Source organism: Microbulbifer maximicatervae (SeqCode), assembly GCF_052468295.1.
The window spans coordinates 5,530,180-5,546,787 of the sequence record NZ_CP174340.1; the positions used below are offsets into that span (position 1 = coordinate 5,530,180).

Here is a 16,608-nt window from a genome sequence, read left to right on the forward strand (position 1 = left end):
AGTCGTGAATAGAGTGAAATATTCAGTTCAATACCCACTTGCCCGGATTGGCAGTGAGAGCCGAATGGCTGAGGAATACTGATGCTCGATCACCTGCTTATATTGACTGCAGTAATGCTGGTTTCGGGCATTTTGGGTGGGTTGGTCAATTACTATCAAATGCTGTTTACCGAAGAAGATCCAGCGGGGCTCGCACGTTGCCTGATTATGGGGCTGTGTGGCGCCTTGATGGTGCCGATATTCCTTAAATTCACCCAGAGTGACTTGTTGATAGAAATCCAGGGTGACCCCTCGCGTTTATTGATTTTTACCGGTTACTGCCTGCTCGCTGCAATTGCGTCCCGTATGTTCGTGTTTAACGCCGCGCGGCGCCAGTTGCGCGACGCCAGTATTGCCCGCGCCCGAGTAGAGAATATGGAGCAGGAACTGCGCACCATGCAGTTGGAAATGATGCCCCTATTGGAGCATGAAATTGAGGGCGATCCCGAGCAGGGGCCGACCATCGATTTCAATCAGATCCGTAAATTGGATGACAATGCCCTACAGGTGCTGCATTTGTTAAATACCGGGGAGTGTGTATTTCGGTCTCTTTCCGGCATGGTGCAGGACAGCGGTATGGAAACCAATTCTATAGCCCGCGCCTTGAATAGCTTGCTGGTGCTGGAGATGGTCGGGAAAATTCACAGTCACCTGGGCATCCGCTGGTATATCACCGGCAAAGGTCGCCAGGTTGTACACCGCCGCAGTACCCAGATGGCCTAGGCTGCTTCGGTAAGCCCACGCGTACTTTCAAGGCTCGCCCTGCGGGACTGGCAAATTCCTCCAGCGCAAGCTGGTCATCCAAATTGAGCGTTACCGCCTCGCCCCCAACCTGTTGTTCAATTATCATTCGCTAAAAGAGATAGTTAGCCTCGACGACAGGATTGGAGCAGTTATGAAGTTTACCGGTACCGAAAGCTATGTAGCGACCGACGACTTGCAGATGGCGGTGAATGCGGCCGTTACCCTGCAGCGCCCACTATTGATCAAGGGTGAGCCCGGCACCGGCAAAACACTGCTCGCCGAGCAGGTAGCAGAGAGCCTCGGACTAAAGCTGATTCAGTGGCATATTAAATCCACCACCAAAGCCCAGCAGGGCCTGTACGAGTACGACGCGGTATCCCGCCTGCGGGACTCCCAACTGGGGGTGGATAAGGTTCACGATATTGGCAACTACATTAAGCGCGGTAAGCTTTGGGAGGCCTTTGCGGCAGAAGAGCGCGTGGTGCTGCTGATCGATGAAATCGATAAAGCGGATATCGAATTCCCCAACGACCTGCTGGTTGAGCTGGATCGTATGGAGTTCTTTGTCTATGAGACTGGCGAAACCATCAAGGCCAAGCAGCGCCCCATCGTAATTATCACTTCCAATAATGAGAAAGAATTGCCGGACGCCTTTTTACGCCGTTGCTTTTTCCATTACATCAGCTTCCCCGATCGTGACACCATGTGCAAAATTGTCGATGTGCACTACCCAGGGATCAAAGGGCAGCTGGTGGCCGAGGCAATGGATATTTTCTTCCAGCTGCGCGAGGTTCCAGGCCTGAAGAAAAAGCCTTCGACCTCCGAACTGATCGATTGGCTCAAGCTGTTGATGGCTGATGATATTCCCGAGGAGATCCTGAAAAACAGCGATAGCAGCAATGCCATTCCGCCGCTCTACGGTGCCCTGCTGAAAAACGAGCAGGATGTCCATATGCTGGAGCGCCTGGCGTTTATGGCCCGTCGCGATAATCGCTAAACTGTGTTGGTTAATGTCACCGAGGGCTGAAATTGTCCTCGGTGATTTCGGCCCGGTTTAACCGGGTGTTATTTTTTCTCTGTGCTGACTGCGAATTATTATGCTGATTGGCTTTTTCCAGAATTTACGCCGCTATAAATTACCGGTAACCATCACCGAACTGCTGGCCCTGCTTGAGGCATTACAGCAGCGCCTGGTATTTGCCGACCTTGAGGAATTTTACTTCCTTGCCCGCGTTTGCCTCGTCAAGGATGAGAAGCACTTCGATAAATTTGATCGCGCTTTCGACGCCTATTTTAAGGACCTTGAGACCCTCGACGACATTGTCGAGCAAATGATTCCCGAGGACTGGCTGCGTGCAGAATTTATGAAGCAGCTGACCGAAGAGGAAAAGGCCCAGGTGCAAAGCCTCGGTGGCTTGGAAAAACTACTGGAGGAATTTAAAAAGCGTCTAGAGGAGCAGAAGAAGCGTCACAGCGGTGGTAATCGCTGGATTGGTACTGGCGGCACCAGCCCGTTTGGCAATAGTGGTTATCATCCCGGCGGTATCCGTGTGGGTGGTAAGGGGCGCAATCGCTCGGCGTCAAAAGTGTGGGAGAAGCGCCAGTTTAAAAATCTGGATGACAGTATCAGTCTGGGCACCCGCAATATCCAGGTGGCTCTGCGCAAGCTGCGCAAATTTGCCCGCACCGGTGCCGCAGAGGAACTGGATCTGGATAACACCATTTCCTCTACTGCACGCAACGCAGGGTTACTGGATATTCAAATGGTGCCGGAGCGACATAATGCAATTAAGGTGCTGATCTTTTTCGATGTAGGGGGCTCTATGGACCCCTATGTGCGCGTCTGTGAAGAACTGTTCTCCGCCTGTCGTTCTGAGTTCAAGCATCTCGAATATTTTTATTTCCACAATTTTGTTTACGAGCATGTGTGGAAAGACAACCAGCGGCGCTATAGCGAAAATACCTCGCTGCTGGAAATACTGCGCACCTATGGCAAGGACTACAAAGTAATTTTTGTCGGCGATGCGTCTATGGCGCCCTACGAAATTACCAGTCGTTTCGGCAGTGTCGAACATATGAATGAGGAGCCCGGTGCGGCCTGGATGGAGCGTGTTACCGATACCTACAGTAACCTGATCTGGTTGAACCCTGTAGGAGAGGAGTACTGGCAATATACTCCCAGTATCGGTATGACCCAGAGACTGGTGGACGGGCATATGTATCCGATGACCCTGGAGGGATTGGATCGAGCCATCGCTTATTTGGTTAAAGGGCGTTAAAAAGCTGATCGCTTTTTCAGGTAGCACCTTAGGTGCTACCTGCTATTCGTGGGGTTTCGTTAGTTGCTCAACTAGAGAGAGAAGCGAAAAATCGCTTCGTGGAGTCATTATCAATGAGAAGCCACTGGGTTTCTCTATCTCTTTTCCCCCAGTATTAATCTCATTTTCTACGATAGAAAACAACGGCAGATGACACTGGGGGGTGCCCCAAAGCCCTGCAATAGCGGTTAAACCCAATAGTCGCTGGCGATTTGTTTGTACTTTGCTGGGTTCACTATCGGTCCCTTTCTTAATTGCGGTTGTGGGGGTGGTTGGTACTAGTAAAACGCTACTGTTGTCCGGTAGTAATGTTTCCATCAACTTGCACCACTGTTGTCGTTTTTCGTTGGCCCAGGATATCTCATCGTCGGTAATTGATAGGGCCATAGTAATTCTTGTGGCGATGTCATCTGAAAATACCGGCCGGTATTTTCGCAACCAGTCTCCGTGAGTATTGGCGATGGCGCGGCCCTGCAAAATTCTGAATACATCCGCCAGTTCGCCCAGTAATTCAATGTCAGACAGGTGTTTAATCTCGCAGATAGGAAATTGATTATTTAATGTAGGAATAAATTCCTGGATTGCTGCTTGAATGGGCGTATCTGCCAGTTGACTGATCTCGGGGCAAATAACCAGGTGTGTTACTTTATTTGTGGATAAGTGCTGTGAAGGAATTAGGATTTTGCCGACGTCTACAAGTAGTGAAGGAATTTGACTAAACCAACCGACAGTATCAAAGCAGGGTGCTAAACCGATAACACCGTCGGTTGAAATAAGTGAGTGACTGGTTCGAATGCCGAATAAACCACAATAGCTTGCAGGTACCCTCACCGATCCGCCGGTGTCGGTGCCTAAGCCAATATCGGCTATTCCTGAGGCCACGGCGGCGGCCGATCCCATAGAGGAACCCCCACAAAAATAGCCGGGCAGTTTAGGGTTGTCGGCAGAACCGTAGTGTAAATTACTCCCCTGCATGCTGTAGGCGAGTTCATCAAGGTGAGTAAACCCAGTAAAGGTTGAGCCGGCCTCCAGTAATTGCTGCAAGCTAAGTGCGGTTTTATTGGCAGGAGGGTGGGTATTAAACCACTCGGGGCTGCCTGCCGTATTTTTCTCCCCTTTCAATTGAAAGAGATCTTTGACCGCTAAACGTACGCCTGTTAGCGGCCCGGAATCTGATAACGTTAAAGAGCGAGGTCCGTGCTCGCAAAATACGCCTTTTATGGGTTGGCTCCCTTATTTGTCATTACCGCTAAAATGCTTCGGCGGTACACCGTCGTGATCGGCGGTGATGCTCAGTTCCTCCTTGGTGGTTTCGCCCACCTTTACATGAATCTCTTCCGCACCGTGCATCCAGTCCACCAGTTTCTCGCGAATAAAGTACAGGATAATTCCGGCAATAATTGCGGCCAGGGCTACTCCGCCAAAGGTTGCGAGTGGACCGGATACACCAACGAGTTTACCGATCTCTGCGGCTCCTTTGTTGGCAATACCAATAAAGGCAAACCAAAGCCCCATCATCAGGGATAAATAGCGCAGCGGAGATAATTTAGTTACGACAGAGAGCCCAATTGGCGATAGGCAAAGTTCGCCAATGGTGTGGAAAATATAGGCAAATACCAACCACCAAATACTCGCCTTAATGGTCTCTGAATCGCCAATTTGCAGGGCGGCACCGCACATGGATAAGAAACCCACGCCGAGAAAAACCAGTCCCAAACTGAATTTGGCCGGTGAGCTGGGTTCCCGGTCTCCCATGCCTACCCAGATACTGGCCATAATCGGCGCGAGGATAATAATAAACAGAGGGTTAACCATCTGCAGCCAACTGGCGGGAATCTCCCACCCCATCACATTCAGGTCGGTTCGATATTTGGCGAATAAGTTCATTGAGCCGGCAGCTTGCTCAAAGCCAGCCCAAAAAATCACGATAAACACACCCAGCACCAAAATAACTTTGATGCGGTCGCGCTCCTCTTGAGTCAACGGGCGGCGCTTATCGACGTCCTCATCTTTCTTGTCTTTCAGTTCCAGGTGCGCAGAAGGTTCTACACCGATTTCTCCCAGGTAGCGTTTGGCTTGGGTCAACTGCAGGATTAGGCCTGCTAACATGCCAAGGCCAGCGACGATAAAGGCCAGCTGGTAATCCACCTTTTCCCCAATCCAGCCCACCAGTAGGTAACCGAGGATAGAGCCCAGGTTGATGCCCATATAAAAAATGGTAAAGGCGGTATCCCGGCGGTGGTCACCTTCCTCGTAAAGGTCCCCGACCATGGTAGAGATATTTGGCTTGAAGAAACCGTTGCCGATAATCAGTAAGGCTAACCCGATCCATAGCATATAAATTTGGCTGCCATTTGGCAGCCAACCGTGGGGGAATCCCAGGGCGAACTGCCCCAGCATCATCAAGGTGCCGCCGAACATAATACAGCGGCGCTGGCCCCAGCGATTATCTGCCATCCAACCGCCAATAATGGGGGTCAGGTACACCAGCATTGCATACCAGCCCAGGTAGCTGAGGGCTTTGGATTGCAATTCGGTATCGGTCAGTTGTTCCCAGCCGAAGACTGCGGCAGTCGCTGTAGAGGTCAGGTAGAAGACAAAAATACCACGCATGCCGTAGTAGCTGAGACGTTCCCACATCTCAGTACCAAACAACAGGAAGAGTCCTTTGGGGTGGCCAAACAGCTGGCCTGCGCTGGCGGGGGGCTTGGGCTTGATCTCTTGCATAGTACTGCTCGCAAGGTATGACCCTGAGGAATTGCACCAGCAGTATAGGCCGTGCCCCTCAGAAGAAGTGCTATTCGCACCAGTATAGATGAGCGCCACAATAAGGTTTGATAGCCCTGCGGTGCTCAAGGGGTATAATCCCGCGTTTGCCATTGCTGTACGAATTATGAGTCACACCGAAGCAGAAAAAGTACTGGGGGCGCTGCAGGCCCGAATCTCCGCGACCATGGGGCGTGACCGCTATGGGTTGCGCAGGACTGTCAAAAATGTGCGCCGGCGCCAGAAAGAGGGCAAGCCGGTAGATCGCATGTTGGCCCAATTGGAGCAACAGCTCCAAGCGTCTGAGACCCTGGTGGAGGAGCGCCGGCGCAAGTTGCCGGAAGTGCAGTGGCCGGAGTCTTTGCCAGTGGTAGCGCGGCGGGAGGAAATCGCCGAGCAGATCGAGAGAAATCAGGTTGTAGTGATTGCCGGTGAAACCGGTTCTGGTAAAACCACTCAGTTACCAAAAATTTGCCTGTCACTGGGCCGGGGAATTTTCGGCCAGATCGGCCACACTCAGCCGCGCAGGATTGCCGCGCGCACTGTAGCCAATCGAATTGCTGAGGAACTGGGGCAGCCCCTGGGAGAGTCCGTCGGTTACCAGGTGCGCTTTACCGACCACAGCACCGAGCATACCCACGTCAAACTGATGACAGACGGTATCCTGCTGGCTGAAATTCAGCGCGATCCCCTGTTAAATAAATACGATACGTTGATCATCGATGAGGCCCATGAGCGCAGCCTTAATATTGATTTTCTGTTGGGCTATTTGAAAACCATACTGCCCAAGCGCCCTGACCTGAAACTGATAATTACCTCGGCCACCATCGACCTAGAAAAATTTTCCCGGCACTTTGGCGATGCGCCGATTATCGAGGTTTCCGGTCGTACCTACCCGGTGGAAGTTCACTATCGCCCCGCAGCGGATACGGATGCAGATCTCAACGAGCAGGTGGTCACTGCTGTGGAGGAGTTGCTGCACGAGGAAAAGTCCAGCAGTCGGCGCGGTGGGGATATCCTGGTATTTATGAGCGGCGAGCGGGAAATCCGCGAGTGCGCCAAGGCTTTGCGCGATGCACAGATAGCGCAATTGGAAGTGCTGCCCTTGTATGCCCGCTTGAGCCTTGCGGAGCAAGCCAAAGTTTTCCACGGCCATAAAGGCCGTCGCATTGTACTCGCTACCAATGTGGCAGAGACCTCTATTACCGTGCCCGGTATCCGTTATGTGATCGACCCGGGTACTGCACGAGTGAGCCGCTACAGCTACCGCAGTAAAATTCAGCGGCTGCCTATAGAGCCGGTTTCCCAGGCCAGCGCCAACCAGCGTGCCGGTCGCTGCGGCCGTGTCAGCGCTGGTGTTTGTGTGCGCTTGTATGAAGAGCGGGATTTTGAGCAGCGCCCGGAATTTACCGATGCGGAAATTTTGCGCACAAATCTGGCCGCAGTCATTCTGCAAATGTTGCAGTTGCGTATCGGTGATATCCGCGAGTTTCCATTTGTCGATCCGCCGGACCCACGACTGATTAATGACGGCTATAAATTGCTGCAGGAATTACAGGCGGTAGATGAGCAGGGCCGGGTCACTAAATTGGGGCGATCCCTATCAAGGTTGCCTTTAGACCCGCGCCTGAGCCGCATGTTGTTGGCGGGGGCAGAGAATGGCAGTGCGCGGGAGCTCTTGATTATTGTCGCCGCTCTGGCCGTGCAGGACCCGCGCGAGCGCCCGGCAGAAAAGCGCCAGGCTGCGGATGAAAAACATCGCCAGTGGCAGCATGAACAATCGGATTTTTTATCCTTCGTTCAGCTGTGGGATGCCTTTGAAGTCCAGCGTCAGGAACTGAGTCAAAATCAGTTGCGCAAGTGGTGCCAGAAAAACTTCCTTTCCTGGCTGCGTATGCGTGAGTGGAGAGATATCCACCATCAGTTGCGCGTGGCTTGTCGCGATCTCGACGTTAAAGAAAACAAAGAGCCGGCGGAATACGAAGCGATACACCGAGCCATCGTGGTGGGATTGCTGGGCAATATTGGCGCGCGGGATGAAAACAAGGAGTTTAACGGCTGTCGCAATCGTCGTTTCCATATTTTCCCTGGCTCTGGTCAATTTAAAAAACCTCCCCGCTGGGTGGTGTCTGCCCAGTTACTGGAGACCAGCCGCCTGTTCGCCCATACCGTAGCCAAGGTCGAACCCGAGTGGATATTGGCCGCTGCGCAGCATCTGGTTAAGCGCAATTATTTTGAACCCCATTTTGACGCTCGCTCCGGGCAGGTGATGGCCTTTGAGAAGGTCTCCCTTTACGGTTTGGTGCTAGTGGAAAAACGCCGAATTCCCTACGGCAAACTGGACCCGCAAACTTCTCGGGAAGTGTTTATTCGCCAGGCGCTGGTGGAGCAACGCTATCGCGGTAAGGGCCGATTTTATAAGCACTATCTCGACCTGTTGAAGTCCCTGGAAGAGCTGGAAGCCAAATCCCGTCGCCGGGATATTCTGGTGGATGATGAAGTGGTGTACCGTTTCTTCGATGAGCGTATCTCGGCGGATATCGTCAACCTCGCTGGATTTGAGCACTGGCGCAAGAAAGCGGAATCCAGCGATACACAGCTGCTGTTTATTCCCCGCGACTTATTGATGCAGCAGAGTGCCGATCATGTGGGAGAGGCCCAATTCCCTAATGAGTTGCAGGCGGGCGGTATTGTATATCCGCTCAGCTATCACTTTGAGCCTGGCAGTGTAGATGATGGCGTCAGTATACAGGTGCCGGTTGCAGCACTGCACCAGGTACCGGCAGCTCGCCTCTCCTGGTTGGTGCCGGGCATCTTGCGGGACAAGTGCATCGCTCTGGTAAAAGCCCTGCCCAAGCAGTGGCGTAAATATTTTGTGCCAGTGCCGGCTGCGATAGATAAGGCTTTGCCCCGACTGCGTGCAGACAATACCCCATTGTGGCAGTCGTTGGCTCTGGAGCTGAAGCGCCAGACAGCGCAGCAGCTGCCAGATGAGGTATGGGAGTCTGCGGAACAGGCCCTGGAAGATTATTACCGTTTCAATATCCAGGTGATGGATGAAGCCGGTAAATTGCTGGATCAAGATCGGGATTTGGCCCTATTGCAGGCGCGCTACCGGGATCGGGTACAGCAGGGGCTGGCAACAGCTGGCGACAGTTTTGAGCGGGAGGGTATTTCCCGCTGGGACTTCGGTAATCTTCCAGAGACCCACACCCTCAACCAGGGCGGGCTCAAGGTGCGGGCTTACCCCGCGCTGGTTGAAGGAAAAGACAGTGTTTCCCTGAAGCTACTGGATAACCCCAGTGAGGCTCGCAGGCTTACTCGCGCCGGTATTTGCCGTTTGGCTCTGTTGCACTTGCCGGAGAAGGTGAAGTATCTGCGCAAAGAGCTGTTGCGAGGCAAGGAGCTGGGGCTTTCTGCAGCGGATCTGGGGCGCCGTGAGGAGGTAGCTGACGACATCCTGATGGCAGCCGTGCGCGAAGTTTTCTGGCCCAAAGAGGAGTTGCCGCGCACCGAAGCTGAATTCCTGGCCGCTTTGGAAAATGACGGTGACTTGGTGGGGGTGGCCCAGGAGATTGGTGATCTGTTGGTCAAGGCCCTGGCTCAGCTGGTGCCACTGCGCAAACAAATCAAACAGCAGAAAAACCTGGCGGTCGCAATGGCGGTGGGGGATATCCAGCAGCAACTGGCTGGGCTCTTCTACCGAGGCTGCTTGTTTGATACTCCGCTGTCATGGCTGCGCCAGTACGGCCGCTATCTGAAGGCGATCGCAATGCGCTTGGAAAAGGCCGCTCTCGACCCTAACCGTGACCGAAAACTGCAAGTTGAATACCAGAAGGCGGCGGAGCCTTACTTGGCGCAAGTGGAGAAATATTCACCCAGAGAACTCTCTGCAGAGGCAGAATTGCGTGAGTTTCGCTGGATGTTGGAGGAATTTCGTGTTTCCTTATTCGCGCAGACTCTAAAAACCCTGATGCCGGTGTCATCCAAGCGCTTAAGCAAGTCATGGGCAGAAATTGATGGGAAAGGTTTGCTTGGTTGATTTTCTCTATGGAAAAGAGATCACAAAAAAAATTTTGATCAAGTGTAAGAATTTGATGGAGAGCCCGACAGAAGTACTGAAAGCAGGCCTGGAGCCCAGAATGACCCCTTGATACCGGTTATTTTGTGGCGGGTTCTATTCAATGACTGATTTTTGTTTCGCAGCATTATACTTCTGCGGAGTGGAAAAAAGTCTCTTGTACTTTTTATTGCTAAGGACACCTAGTTAGGAGATTCACTATGAACAAGAAGCACCTTTCCCCTGTAGCCGCCGCAGTTGGCGCAGCGTTTATCGCCACTGCCGCTATGAATGTATCTGCTGCCAACAGCAATGCTAACCCCTTTGCCGCAGCAGACCTGAGCTCAGGCTACAACGTGGCGCTGGCTGATCACGACGGTGATGATAAAAAGAAAGAGGGTAAGTGCGGCGAAGGCAAGTGTGGCGAAGGTAAGAAAAAAGAAGGCAAGTGCGGCGAAGGTAAGTGCGGCGAAGGCAAGAAAAAAGAAGGTAAGTGCGGCGAAGGTAAGTGTGGCGGGTAATTTTTCGCTGTACTCAAAGAGGGTGGATACGCTTTAGCGATCCACCCTGTTTTTTATTGATCGCTGAAAAAAGTGAGACCTGAAAGTGTTGCGCGAGTTTTCCATAGAAGGCGCTGGGTTTGGATTGCGCCGCTCAATGATGGGTGAAAACCTTGATACAGATGCCGTAGATTTTCTGGAGGTAGCACCTGAGAATTGGATTGGTGTTGGCGGTCGCTATGGGCGCTGGTTTAAGGAATATACAGAGCGTTTTCCTTTTTTACTTCACGGTTTATCTCTCTCGATTGGTGCACCAGAACCATTGGATATGGAATTGGTTGCAGCCATTAAAAAATTTATCAAGCAACACAATATTCGCGGTTACAGTGAGCACTTGAGTTATTGCTCAGATCACGGCCATCTGTACGATTTATTGCCCATTCCCTTTACGCAAGAAGCGGTGATGTATGTTGCCGAGCGAATCCGTATGGTCCAGGACGCACTGGAAGAACGGATTGCAATGGAGAATGTCTCCTACTATGCGGCGCCGGGCCAGGAGATGACTGAACTGGCTTTTTTAAATGCAGTCTTGGAAGAGGCTGACTGTGATTTGCTCCTGGACGTGAACAATATTTATGTAAACTCGATTAACCACCGTTACGATGCGCAGGATTTTCTATCCGCACTGCCCACCGAAAGAATCCGATACGTGCATATTGCTGGGCACTATGATGAGGCAGAGGATTTAAAAGTGGACACCCATGGTGCACCGGTTATTGATCCCGTGTGGAAACTTCTCGATCGCGCCTACGAAATTCACGGTGTGATGCCGACGCTACTTGAGCGGGATTTTAATATTCCGCCGATTCCCAAATTACTCGAAGAAGTAGGGCATATTAAAACCATTCAGGCCAGTCACCAGGTGGAAGAGAAATATGTCCTCAGTCGTCGATAAGCCCGAGACATTCAAAAGTGTGCAGCGGGACTTTGCTGCCCATTTGCGCGCACCGGATCAAGTTGCGCCGCCGGCAGAAATTGAGGACCGGCGTGTCGCTATTTATCGAGATTTGATTTACAACAATATTGAATCCTTTGTTGCCAGTGGATTCCCGGTATTGCGCAGTCTTTATAGCGACGAAAACTGGCATCAAATGGTGCGTGATTTTGTCCACAAACACACATCCGTTAGCCCGTATTTTTTGCAGATCAGTGAAGAGTTTCTCTCATATTTACAGAACGAACGGGGAGAACAACCACAAGATCCTCCGTTCCTGTTGGAGCTTGCCCACTACGAGTGGGTAGAGTTGGCTTTAGATGTCAGTGATGTGGAATTACCGGAAGGGCTGGCGATAGAGGGGGATGTTTTACAGCAAGTTCCTGTAGTTTCCCCTCTTGTCTGGAGCCTCAGCTACCGCTACCCAGTGCATCGGTTGGGGCCGGATTTTCAGCCCCAAGAGCCGCCGGAGGTACCGACGTTCCTTTTCGTATACCGGGATCGTTCCGACAAAGTGAATTTTATGGAGATCAATGCCGTCACCGCCAGATTGTTGCAGTTGGTCTCTGCGGGCGATTACACCGGCTTACAAATATTGGAACAGATGGCTCAGGAATTACCCAATATTAGTCGTGACTCCTTATTTGATTTTGGTGCCGATTTATTAGAAAAACTACTGAATAAAGGGGTTATTGCCGGTTTAAAGGCTTAGCCTGTGATTGCCTGAAACTCCTTTATCTTTGGCAAATCCCAGCTGCTATGCTGCCGAGGGTAGCTTACGAATTACTAGGGCGTTAGAATCCTTGGTCTCACTAGTTTGATATAAGAGGAGCAGGGTTGTGCTTGGAAGCAAAACTTTATCGCCCTGGTTAATGGCAACTCTGATAGCTGTTACTCCAGTAGGGGCGCTAGCGCAACAAGATCCGTTTGGTGGTGCAGCTCAAAACCCGGCTGCGGTAGATACCAGCGGAGCAGAGGATGCCAGTGCCGATGACGGGGGCCTGTCTCTCGAGGATGAGTACGGCTTTGATCCTGCCGATGAATTTGGTGGTGCCGAGGGCGAAGATTTATCACTTCGCGACCCCTGGGAAGGTTTTAATCGGGCCATATTCTCCTTCAACGATGGTGCAGATCGCTATGTGTTGAAGCCCGCCGCTGTCAGCTATCGCCAAATTACCCCGATTTTCGTGCAGCACGGTGTCAGCAACTTTTTCGACAATCTGCGCGAAGTTACCAATACTTTTAATGATGTTCTGCAGGGTAAATGGGGCCAAGCGGGCAATGACGCGGGTCGTTTCCTGGTGAATTCCACGGTAGGTATTGTCGGTATTCTGGATGTTGCCCAGCACATGGGTCTCGAGCAGGGTGATGGCGAGGACTTTGGCCAGACTTTGGCTGTTTGGGGTGTGCCTTCTGGCCCCTACCTGGTTTTGCCGCTACTGGGTCCATCCACTGTACGGGATACCCCTGCCAGGGTCGTGGATTACTACACCAACCCCTTGACCTATGTAAATGACGACGCGACCAAATATGCATTGAAGGGTACAGATATCATTCAGAGCCGTGCCAGCCTGCTGCAAGCGGAGTCCCTGTTGCATGGTGATCGCTATGTACTCTTGCGGGATGCTTACCTGCAGCGCCGCGACTATTTGATTGTCGATGGTGAAATGGATGTTCAAACCGAAGAAGAGGCCGCAGAGGCAATTGATCAGGGTGAAGTGGAAGAGGCTTCCGACTACTGATTTGTCACCTAGGGCAGATAACTTTTTAGAGCCTTTATATGGCCGGCCCCAGTAGCCTGGTGCTTACCGACGATGAGCGCTCCCGCAATTTTTTGCGAGGGGCGCTTTCGCGTTTTGGCTTCCAGGTAAGTGTTGCCAACAACGGGGAAGATGGCATCGGCCAGTTCAGCCCCGGTGCTTTCCATATCGTATTGATTGATCGCTATTTGCCGGATATGAGTGGGCTGGAAGTGTTGCGGCGGATAAAGCGCATAGCCCCAGAAGTGGCCGCAGTAATTATTGCCTCAGACAGTGCTGCCGATGATGTACTCCAAGCGATGCGCCTTGGAGCCAAAGACTACTTGGTTAAACCCCTGGAAGAAGCAGCGGCTATTGATCGTATGATCTGCCGTATCAGCGGTGAAGAAAACCTGGCGAAGCAGAATCGCGAATATAAAGTGACCTTGGAGCGTCGCAACAGTGAACTGCGGGATCATGTCGAGCTGCTGCGCAGGGACCAGGAAGCTGGCCGTTTACTGCAACAGCATTTACTTCCCCGTACCCCCTATCATTACCCCAGCGGTGTGGAAGCATCCTACCGGCTGGTTCCCTCCCTGTACCTGAGCGGTGATTTTGTTGATTACGGCTTGTTCGGTGAGCGCTTTGTAGCCTTTTACCTGGTCGATGTGTCAGGCCATGGTGTCTCTTCTGCGCTGGTTACTGCCCTGATTAAGCACAGCATTATGCATCGCTTGCGGGAGCGCCCCTTATTTGCCCAGCTGGACTCCCTCAGTGATGACTTGTTGGATGTCCTTAATCTGGTCAATGGCGAGTTGTTATCCACAAAATTGGGCAAGCATGCCAGTATGTTTGTCGGGGTTGTGGATAGTAGTGCTCAGCAATTGCACTATGCCGTCGCCGGGCAAATACCTATGCCGGCTCTGGTTAGTGAGGCGGGTGCAGACTGGTTGCCGGGAAAAGGGCGTCCCCTGGGTATTTTTGAACGGGGTGATTGGCAAGTGATGCGTGCTGAGCTGCCGCCCGCTTGGCGCCTGGTCGCTTGTTCAGACGGTGTACTTGAATTATTACAGGGCGATCTGCTCGATAAAGAGGCCCAGCTTTTGCAGGCTATTTCAGAGAGTGGGGGAGAACTCGATAGGCTCTGTCAGTCTCTAAAAATGGATACTTTTGGTGCCCTTCCGGACGATATTACGATTCTCACTTTAGGCCGCCAGTAATGCCTAAAACTTCTATCGATAGTCTTCGACTATGAAGTCGAATTTTGTGCTTTATCGCACTTGTCAGTCTGCATAGTCAGGAGTAAGCTCCGCCCACTTTATGCACAAAATTGCACTAGGCGCCAAAAACGTCAAATGCTATTGTGTTCTCTACCAGTGAACTTTTGCCATCCGCCTGCACTTCTATCAAAAGGTGTATTCGGGTGAGCCAGGGGTTGTTATGCAGTCCGGGCAAATTATGGTTGGGGCCCACCAGGGCATCTACGTCATCAAGTTAGTAGGTGATGTTCGTCTCAACCTTTGTACCTCATTTGATAGCTTTATCGACAACATGTTTGCACGGGGTGACTTTGCCGGAGTGGCATTTGATCTCGGTGGTGCAGAAGGTGTTGATAGTACGACCCTCGGCCTGATGGCGAAGATTGCTATTCGCGCTTTGGAGCGGGGCTGTGATAAGCCACTGGTATTCTCTGCGGGTAAAGGTATCCGCCATCTATTGGACGCTATGGGCTTTGATTCGTTGGTTGAAATCAGCGATACGGTCCAGGATATGAGCGTACCCACCACGCCTTTGGTATGTAATAGCCCCGACGAGTGTGCTGCGCGGGAAAAGGTGCTGGAAGCTCACCGGGTATTGATGAGCATGAACGAGCAAAACGCCGAGACTTTTCGCGACTTGGTACATACCCTCGAGCGAGAATGTTCCCCGGTTGCCAAATCTTCGGCGCATTATCACTAGCGCTTATTCTCTCCTAATCCCCAGTCCTGGAAATCTCCCTTTCTTAGCAACGCTTCATATCCCTCGCCTCGGCGCGTGCCTTGGTGAAGAGTCCGTGTGGCAGATAAATTAGCTCTGCCACCCTGCGAATCAGGTGCTCCTCGAAAGCCTCGATAACATCATCTGAAAAAGCTACCTGCCACATCTGCAAAATCAGCAGGTATTTATCTCTCTCGCTGAACTGTTCATTCACCGCCTGGGTGAACTCGAACAGGGATGTGGCTCTGTCCCGTTGGCCAATAGCTTCACTGACTATTTCTGTGGCACTAGTCTGGTCGAGAGAGTAGTGCTGGCATAAGAGCTGTGTGAGCGTTTCACGCTCACACTCATCGAGCTTTTGATCGACAGTGGCGACCTCGACTAACAGCGCAGCGCTGATCATCCGCACGTCTTTTTCGTCACGTGCTTCAACATCAACGCTATTTCCTATCTGCTCAAACAGTTTACGGATTTGTTGCAGCATGAATTTCCTGCTGTCCCTTTACTCGGTTCTGTAACAATAGCTCTAAACGTTCCTGATCCTTCACGAAGTTCCGGATGCCATCGGCAAGCTTTTCAGTGGCCATGGCATCGCTATTCAATTGAAAGCGGAATTCGGCTTCAGCCAGATCCTGTGTCGGCCGGGATTTGGTTGCGGATACCGGTGGCAGGCCAGCAGCGAGAGGTGCCTCACTGTCCTCCAGGGCCTGTAATAGCTGAGGGCTGATTGTCAGTCGATCGCAACCAGCCAGGGCCTCGATCTCCCCGGTATTGCGGAAGCTGGCGCCCATCACAATGGTTTTGTAGTCTCGGGACTTGTAGTACTCATAGACATTGCGCACCGAGATTACGCCCGGGTCCTCTTCCGCAGGGAATGACTCGCGGTCGCTGTTGGCGATATGCCAATCGAGGATTCGACCGACGAAGGGGGAGATCAGAGTTACCCCGGCTTCGGCACAGGCAATCGCCTGGGATTGACTGAACAACAAGGTCAGGTTGCAGTGGATTCCCTCGCGCTCCAGTACTGATGCGGCAGCAATGCCTTCCCATGTCGACGCGATCTTGATCAATACCCGCTCTTTGGCAATACCTGCGCGTTCATAGAGGGCGATCAAGTGGCGTGCGTAATCAATAGTAGCGCGGGTATCAAAGGAGAGGCGAGCATCGACCTCGGTGGATACCACTCCGGGCACCAACTGCAAGATTTCCGTGCCGATGCTGACAGCCAGTTTGATGGCGGCCAGGCGCGCAATGTTTTCTGGGCTTGAGCCTCCCTGGTGGCTCTCGGCCCACTGGAGTGCCTCGGCGATATGGTTGTCGTACTGAGGGAGCTGGGCGGCCTTAAACAGTAGGGAGGGATTGGTTGTTGCATCTTGAGGACAATATCGGCGAATCGCTTCAATGTCTCCCGTATCTGCTACAACCTGGCTGCGCTGTTTGAGTTGCTCCAACTTGTTCATGGTTCCTCCCT

At 52.1% G+C, this 16,608-nt stretch carries 14 protein-coding genes; 10 read left to right on the forward strand and 4 right to left on the reverse strand.

Annotation, left to right across the window (positions count from 1 at the left end):
• Nucleotides 1–81: 81 nt before the first annotated feature.
• The 3 genes from ACJJIQ_RS24545 to ACJJIQ_RS24555 all read left to right on the forward strand — a co-directional run bounded on the left by ACJJIQ_RS24545 (nucleotide 82) and on the right by ACJJIQ_RS24555 (nucleotide 3,062).
• Nucleotides 82–762 carry a YEATS-associated helix-containing protein gene (locus ACJJIQ_RS24545; RefSeq protein ID WP_108731891.1) on the forward strand — a complete coding sequence of 227 codons (681 nt, stop codon included), beginning with the start codon at nucleotides 82–84 and terminating at the stop codon, nucleotides 760–762.
• Nucleotides 763–934: 172 nt separating this feature from the next.
• Nucleotides 935–1,780, forward strand: a complete 846-nt coding sequence (locus ACJJIQ_RS24550) for an AAA family ATPase (RefSeq protein WP_444906345.1) — start codon at nucleotides 935–937, stop codon at nucleotides 1,778–1,780.
• Between the two features lie 100 nt (nucleotides 1,781–1,880).
• A complete protein-coding gene (locus ACJJIQ_RS24555) occupies nucleotides 1,881–3,062 on the forward strand; it encodes a vWA domain-containing protein (protein ID WP_108731893.1) in 1,182 nt (393 codons plus the stop codon).
• A gap of 42 nt (nucleotides 3,063–3,104) precedes the next feature.
• Here ACJJIQ_RS24555 and ACJJIQ_RS24560 read toward each other — a convergent pair whose 3' ends face one another.
• Both ACJJIQ_RS24560 and ACJJIQ_RS24565 read right to left on the reverse strand, forming a co-directional pair.
• Nucleotides 3,105–4,223 (reverse strand): amidase family protein, encoded by a 1,119-nt coding sequence (locus ACJJIQ_RS24560; protein ID WP_445363288.1) that lies wholly within the window; start codon nucleotides 4,221–4,223, stop codon nucleotides 3,105–3,107.
• 111 nt (nucleotides 4,224–4,334) lie between these two features.
• The gene (locus tag ACJJIQ_RS24565; RefSeq protein ID WP_445363289.1) at nucleotides 4,335–5,828 is read right to left on the reverse strand and encodes a peptide MFS transporter; all 1,494 of its coding nucleotides are present in this window, start codon (nucleotides 5,826–5,828) and stop codon (nucleotides 4,335–4,337) included.
• 166 nt (nucleotides 5,829–5,994) lie between these two features.
• Here ACJJIQ_RS24565 and hrpA point away from each other — a divergent pair, with 166 nt between their 5' ends.
• The 7 genes from hrpA (at nucleotide 5,995) to ACJJIQ_RS24600 (ending at nucleotide 15,119) form a co-directional block, all read left to right on the forward strand.
• A complete protein-coding gene (gene hrpA, locus ACJJIQ_RS24570) occupies nucleotides 5,995–9,909 on the forward strand; it encodes an ATP-dependent RNA helicase HrpA (protein WP_445364850.1) in 3,915 nt (1,304 codons plus the stop codon).
• A 239-nt stretch (nucleotides 9,910–10,148) separates the two neighbouring features.
• Nucleotides 10,149–10,448: an HvfA family oxazolone/thioamide-modified RiPP metallophore gene (locus tag ACJJIQ_RS24575; RefSeq protein WP_108731896.1), complete on the forward strand. Its 300-nt coding sequence runs from the start codon at nucleotides 10,149–10,151 to the stop codon at nucleotides 10,446–10,448.
• Nucleotides 10,449–10,533: 85 nt separating this feature from the next.
• Nucleotides 10,534–11,382 (forward strand): HvfB family MNIO-type RiPP peptide maturase, encoded by an 849-nt coding sequence (locus tag ACJJIQ_RS24580; protein WP_445363290.1) that lies wholly within the window; start codon nucleotides 10,534–10,536, stop codon nucleotides 11,380–11,382.
• Complete coding sequence (locus ACJJIQ_RS24585; protein ID WP_444914687.1) at nucleotides 11,363–12,133, forward strand: HvfC family RiPP maturation protein; 771 nt, start codon at nucleotides 11,363–11,365, stop codon at nucleotides 12,131–12,133. The genes ACJJIQ_RS24580 and ACJJIQ_RS24585 overlap by 20 nt, the downstream gene beginning before the upstream one ends.
• A gap of 127 nt (nucleotides 12,134–12,260) precedes the next feature.
• The gene (locus ACJJIQ_RS24590) at nucleotides 12,261–13,163 is read left to right on the forward strand and encodes an MlaA family lipoprotein (protein WP_413664483.1); all 903 of its coding nucleotides are present in this window, start codon (nucleotides 12,261–12,263) and stop codon (nucleotides 13,161–13,163) included.
• Between the two features lie 38 nt (nucleotides 13,164–13,201).
• Nucleotides 13,202–14,380 (forward strand): PP2C family protein-serine/threonine phosphatase, encoded by a 1,179-nt coding sequence (locus ACJJIQ_RS24595; RefSeq protein WP_445363291.1) that lies wholly within the window; start codon nucleotides 13,202–13,204, stop codon nucleotides 14,378–14,380.
• A gap of 220 nt (nucleotides 14,381–14,600) precedes the next feature.
• Nucleotides 14,601–15,119 (forward strand): STAS domain-containing protein, encoded by a 519-nt coding sequence (locus ACJJIQ_RS24600; protein WP_445363292.1) that lies wholly within the window; start codon nucleotides 14,601–14,603, stop codon nucleotides 15,117–15,119.
• A 43-nt stretch (nucleotides 15,120–15,162) separates the two neighbouring features.
• Here the strand turns inward: ACJJIQ_RS24600 and ACJJIQ_RS24605 are convergent, their stop codons facing one another.
• Both ACJJIQ_RS24605 and tal read right to left on the reverse strand, forming a co-directional pair.
• On the reverse strand, nucleotides 15,163–15,621 hold the full coding sequence (locus ACJJIQ_RS24605; protein WP_282934160.1) for a tellurite resistance TerB family protein: 459 nt from the start codon (nucleotides 15,619–15,621) through the stop codon (nucleotides 15,163–15,165).
• Complete coding sequence (gene tal, locus ACJJIQ_RS24610; RefSeq protein WP_445363293.1) at nucleotides 15,602–16,597, reverse strand: transaldolase; 996 nt, start codon at nucleotides 16,595–16,597, stop codon at nucleotides 15,602–15,604. The genes ACJJIQ_RS24605 and tal overlap by 20 nt, the downstream gene beginning before the upstream one ends.
• Nucleotides 16,598–16,608 lie beyond the last annotated feature (11 nt).

Excerpts from the sequence above, each read along its gene's own strand:
- ACJJIQ_RS24575 (WP_108731896.1), top strand. The coding sequence starts at position 10,149 with ATGAACAAGAAGCACCTTTCCCCTGTAGCCGCCGCAGTTGGCGCAGCG.
- ACJJIQ_RS24585 (WP_444914687.1), top strand. The coding sequence starts at position 11,363 with ATGTCCTCAGTCGTCGATAAGCCCGAGACATTCAAAAGTGTGCAGCGG.
- ACJJIQ_RS24605 (WP_282934160.1), bottom strand. The coding sequence starts at position 15,621 with ATGCTGCAACAAATCCGTAAACTGTTTGAGCAGATAGGAAATAGCGTT.
- ACJJIQ_RS24555 (WP_108731893.1), top strand. The coding sequence starts at position 1,881 with ATGCTGATTGGCTTTTTCCAGAATTTACGCCGCTATAAATTACCGGTA.
- hrpA (WP_445364850.1), top strand. The coding sequence starts at position 5,995 with ATGAGTCACACCGAAGCAGAAAAAGTACTGGGGGCGCTGCAGGCCCGA.
- tal (WP_445363293.1), bottom strand. The coding sequence starts at position 16,597 with ATGAACAAGTTGGAGCAACTCAAACAGCGCAGCCAGGTTGTAGCAGAT.
- ACJJIQ_RS24565 (WP_445363289.1), bottom strand. The coding sequence starts at position 5,828 with ATGCAAGAGATCAAGCCCAAGCCCCCCGCCAGCGCAGGCCAGCTGTTT.
- ACJJIQ_RS24550 (WP_444906345.1), top strand. The coding sequence starts at position 935 with ATGAAGTTTACCGGTACCGAAAGCTATGTAGCGACCGACGACTTGCAG.
- ACJJIQ_RS24600 (WP_445363292.1), top strand. The coding sequence starts at position 14,601 with ATGCAGTCCGGGCAAATTATGGTTGGGGCCCACCAGGGCATCTACGTC.
- ACJJIQ_RS24595 (WP_445363291.1), top strand. The coding sequence starts at position 13,202 with ATGGCCGGCCCCAGTAGCCTGGTGCTTACCGACGATGAGCGCTCCCGC.
- ACJJIQ_RS24545 (WP_108731891.1), top strand. The coding sequence starts at position 82 with ATGCTCGATCACCTGCTTATATTGACTGCAGTAATGCTGGTTTCGGGC.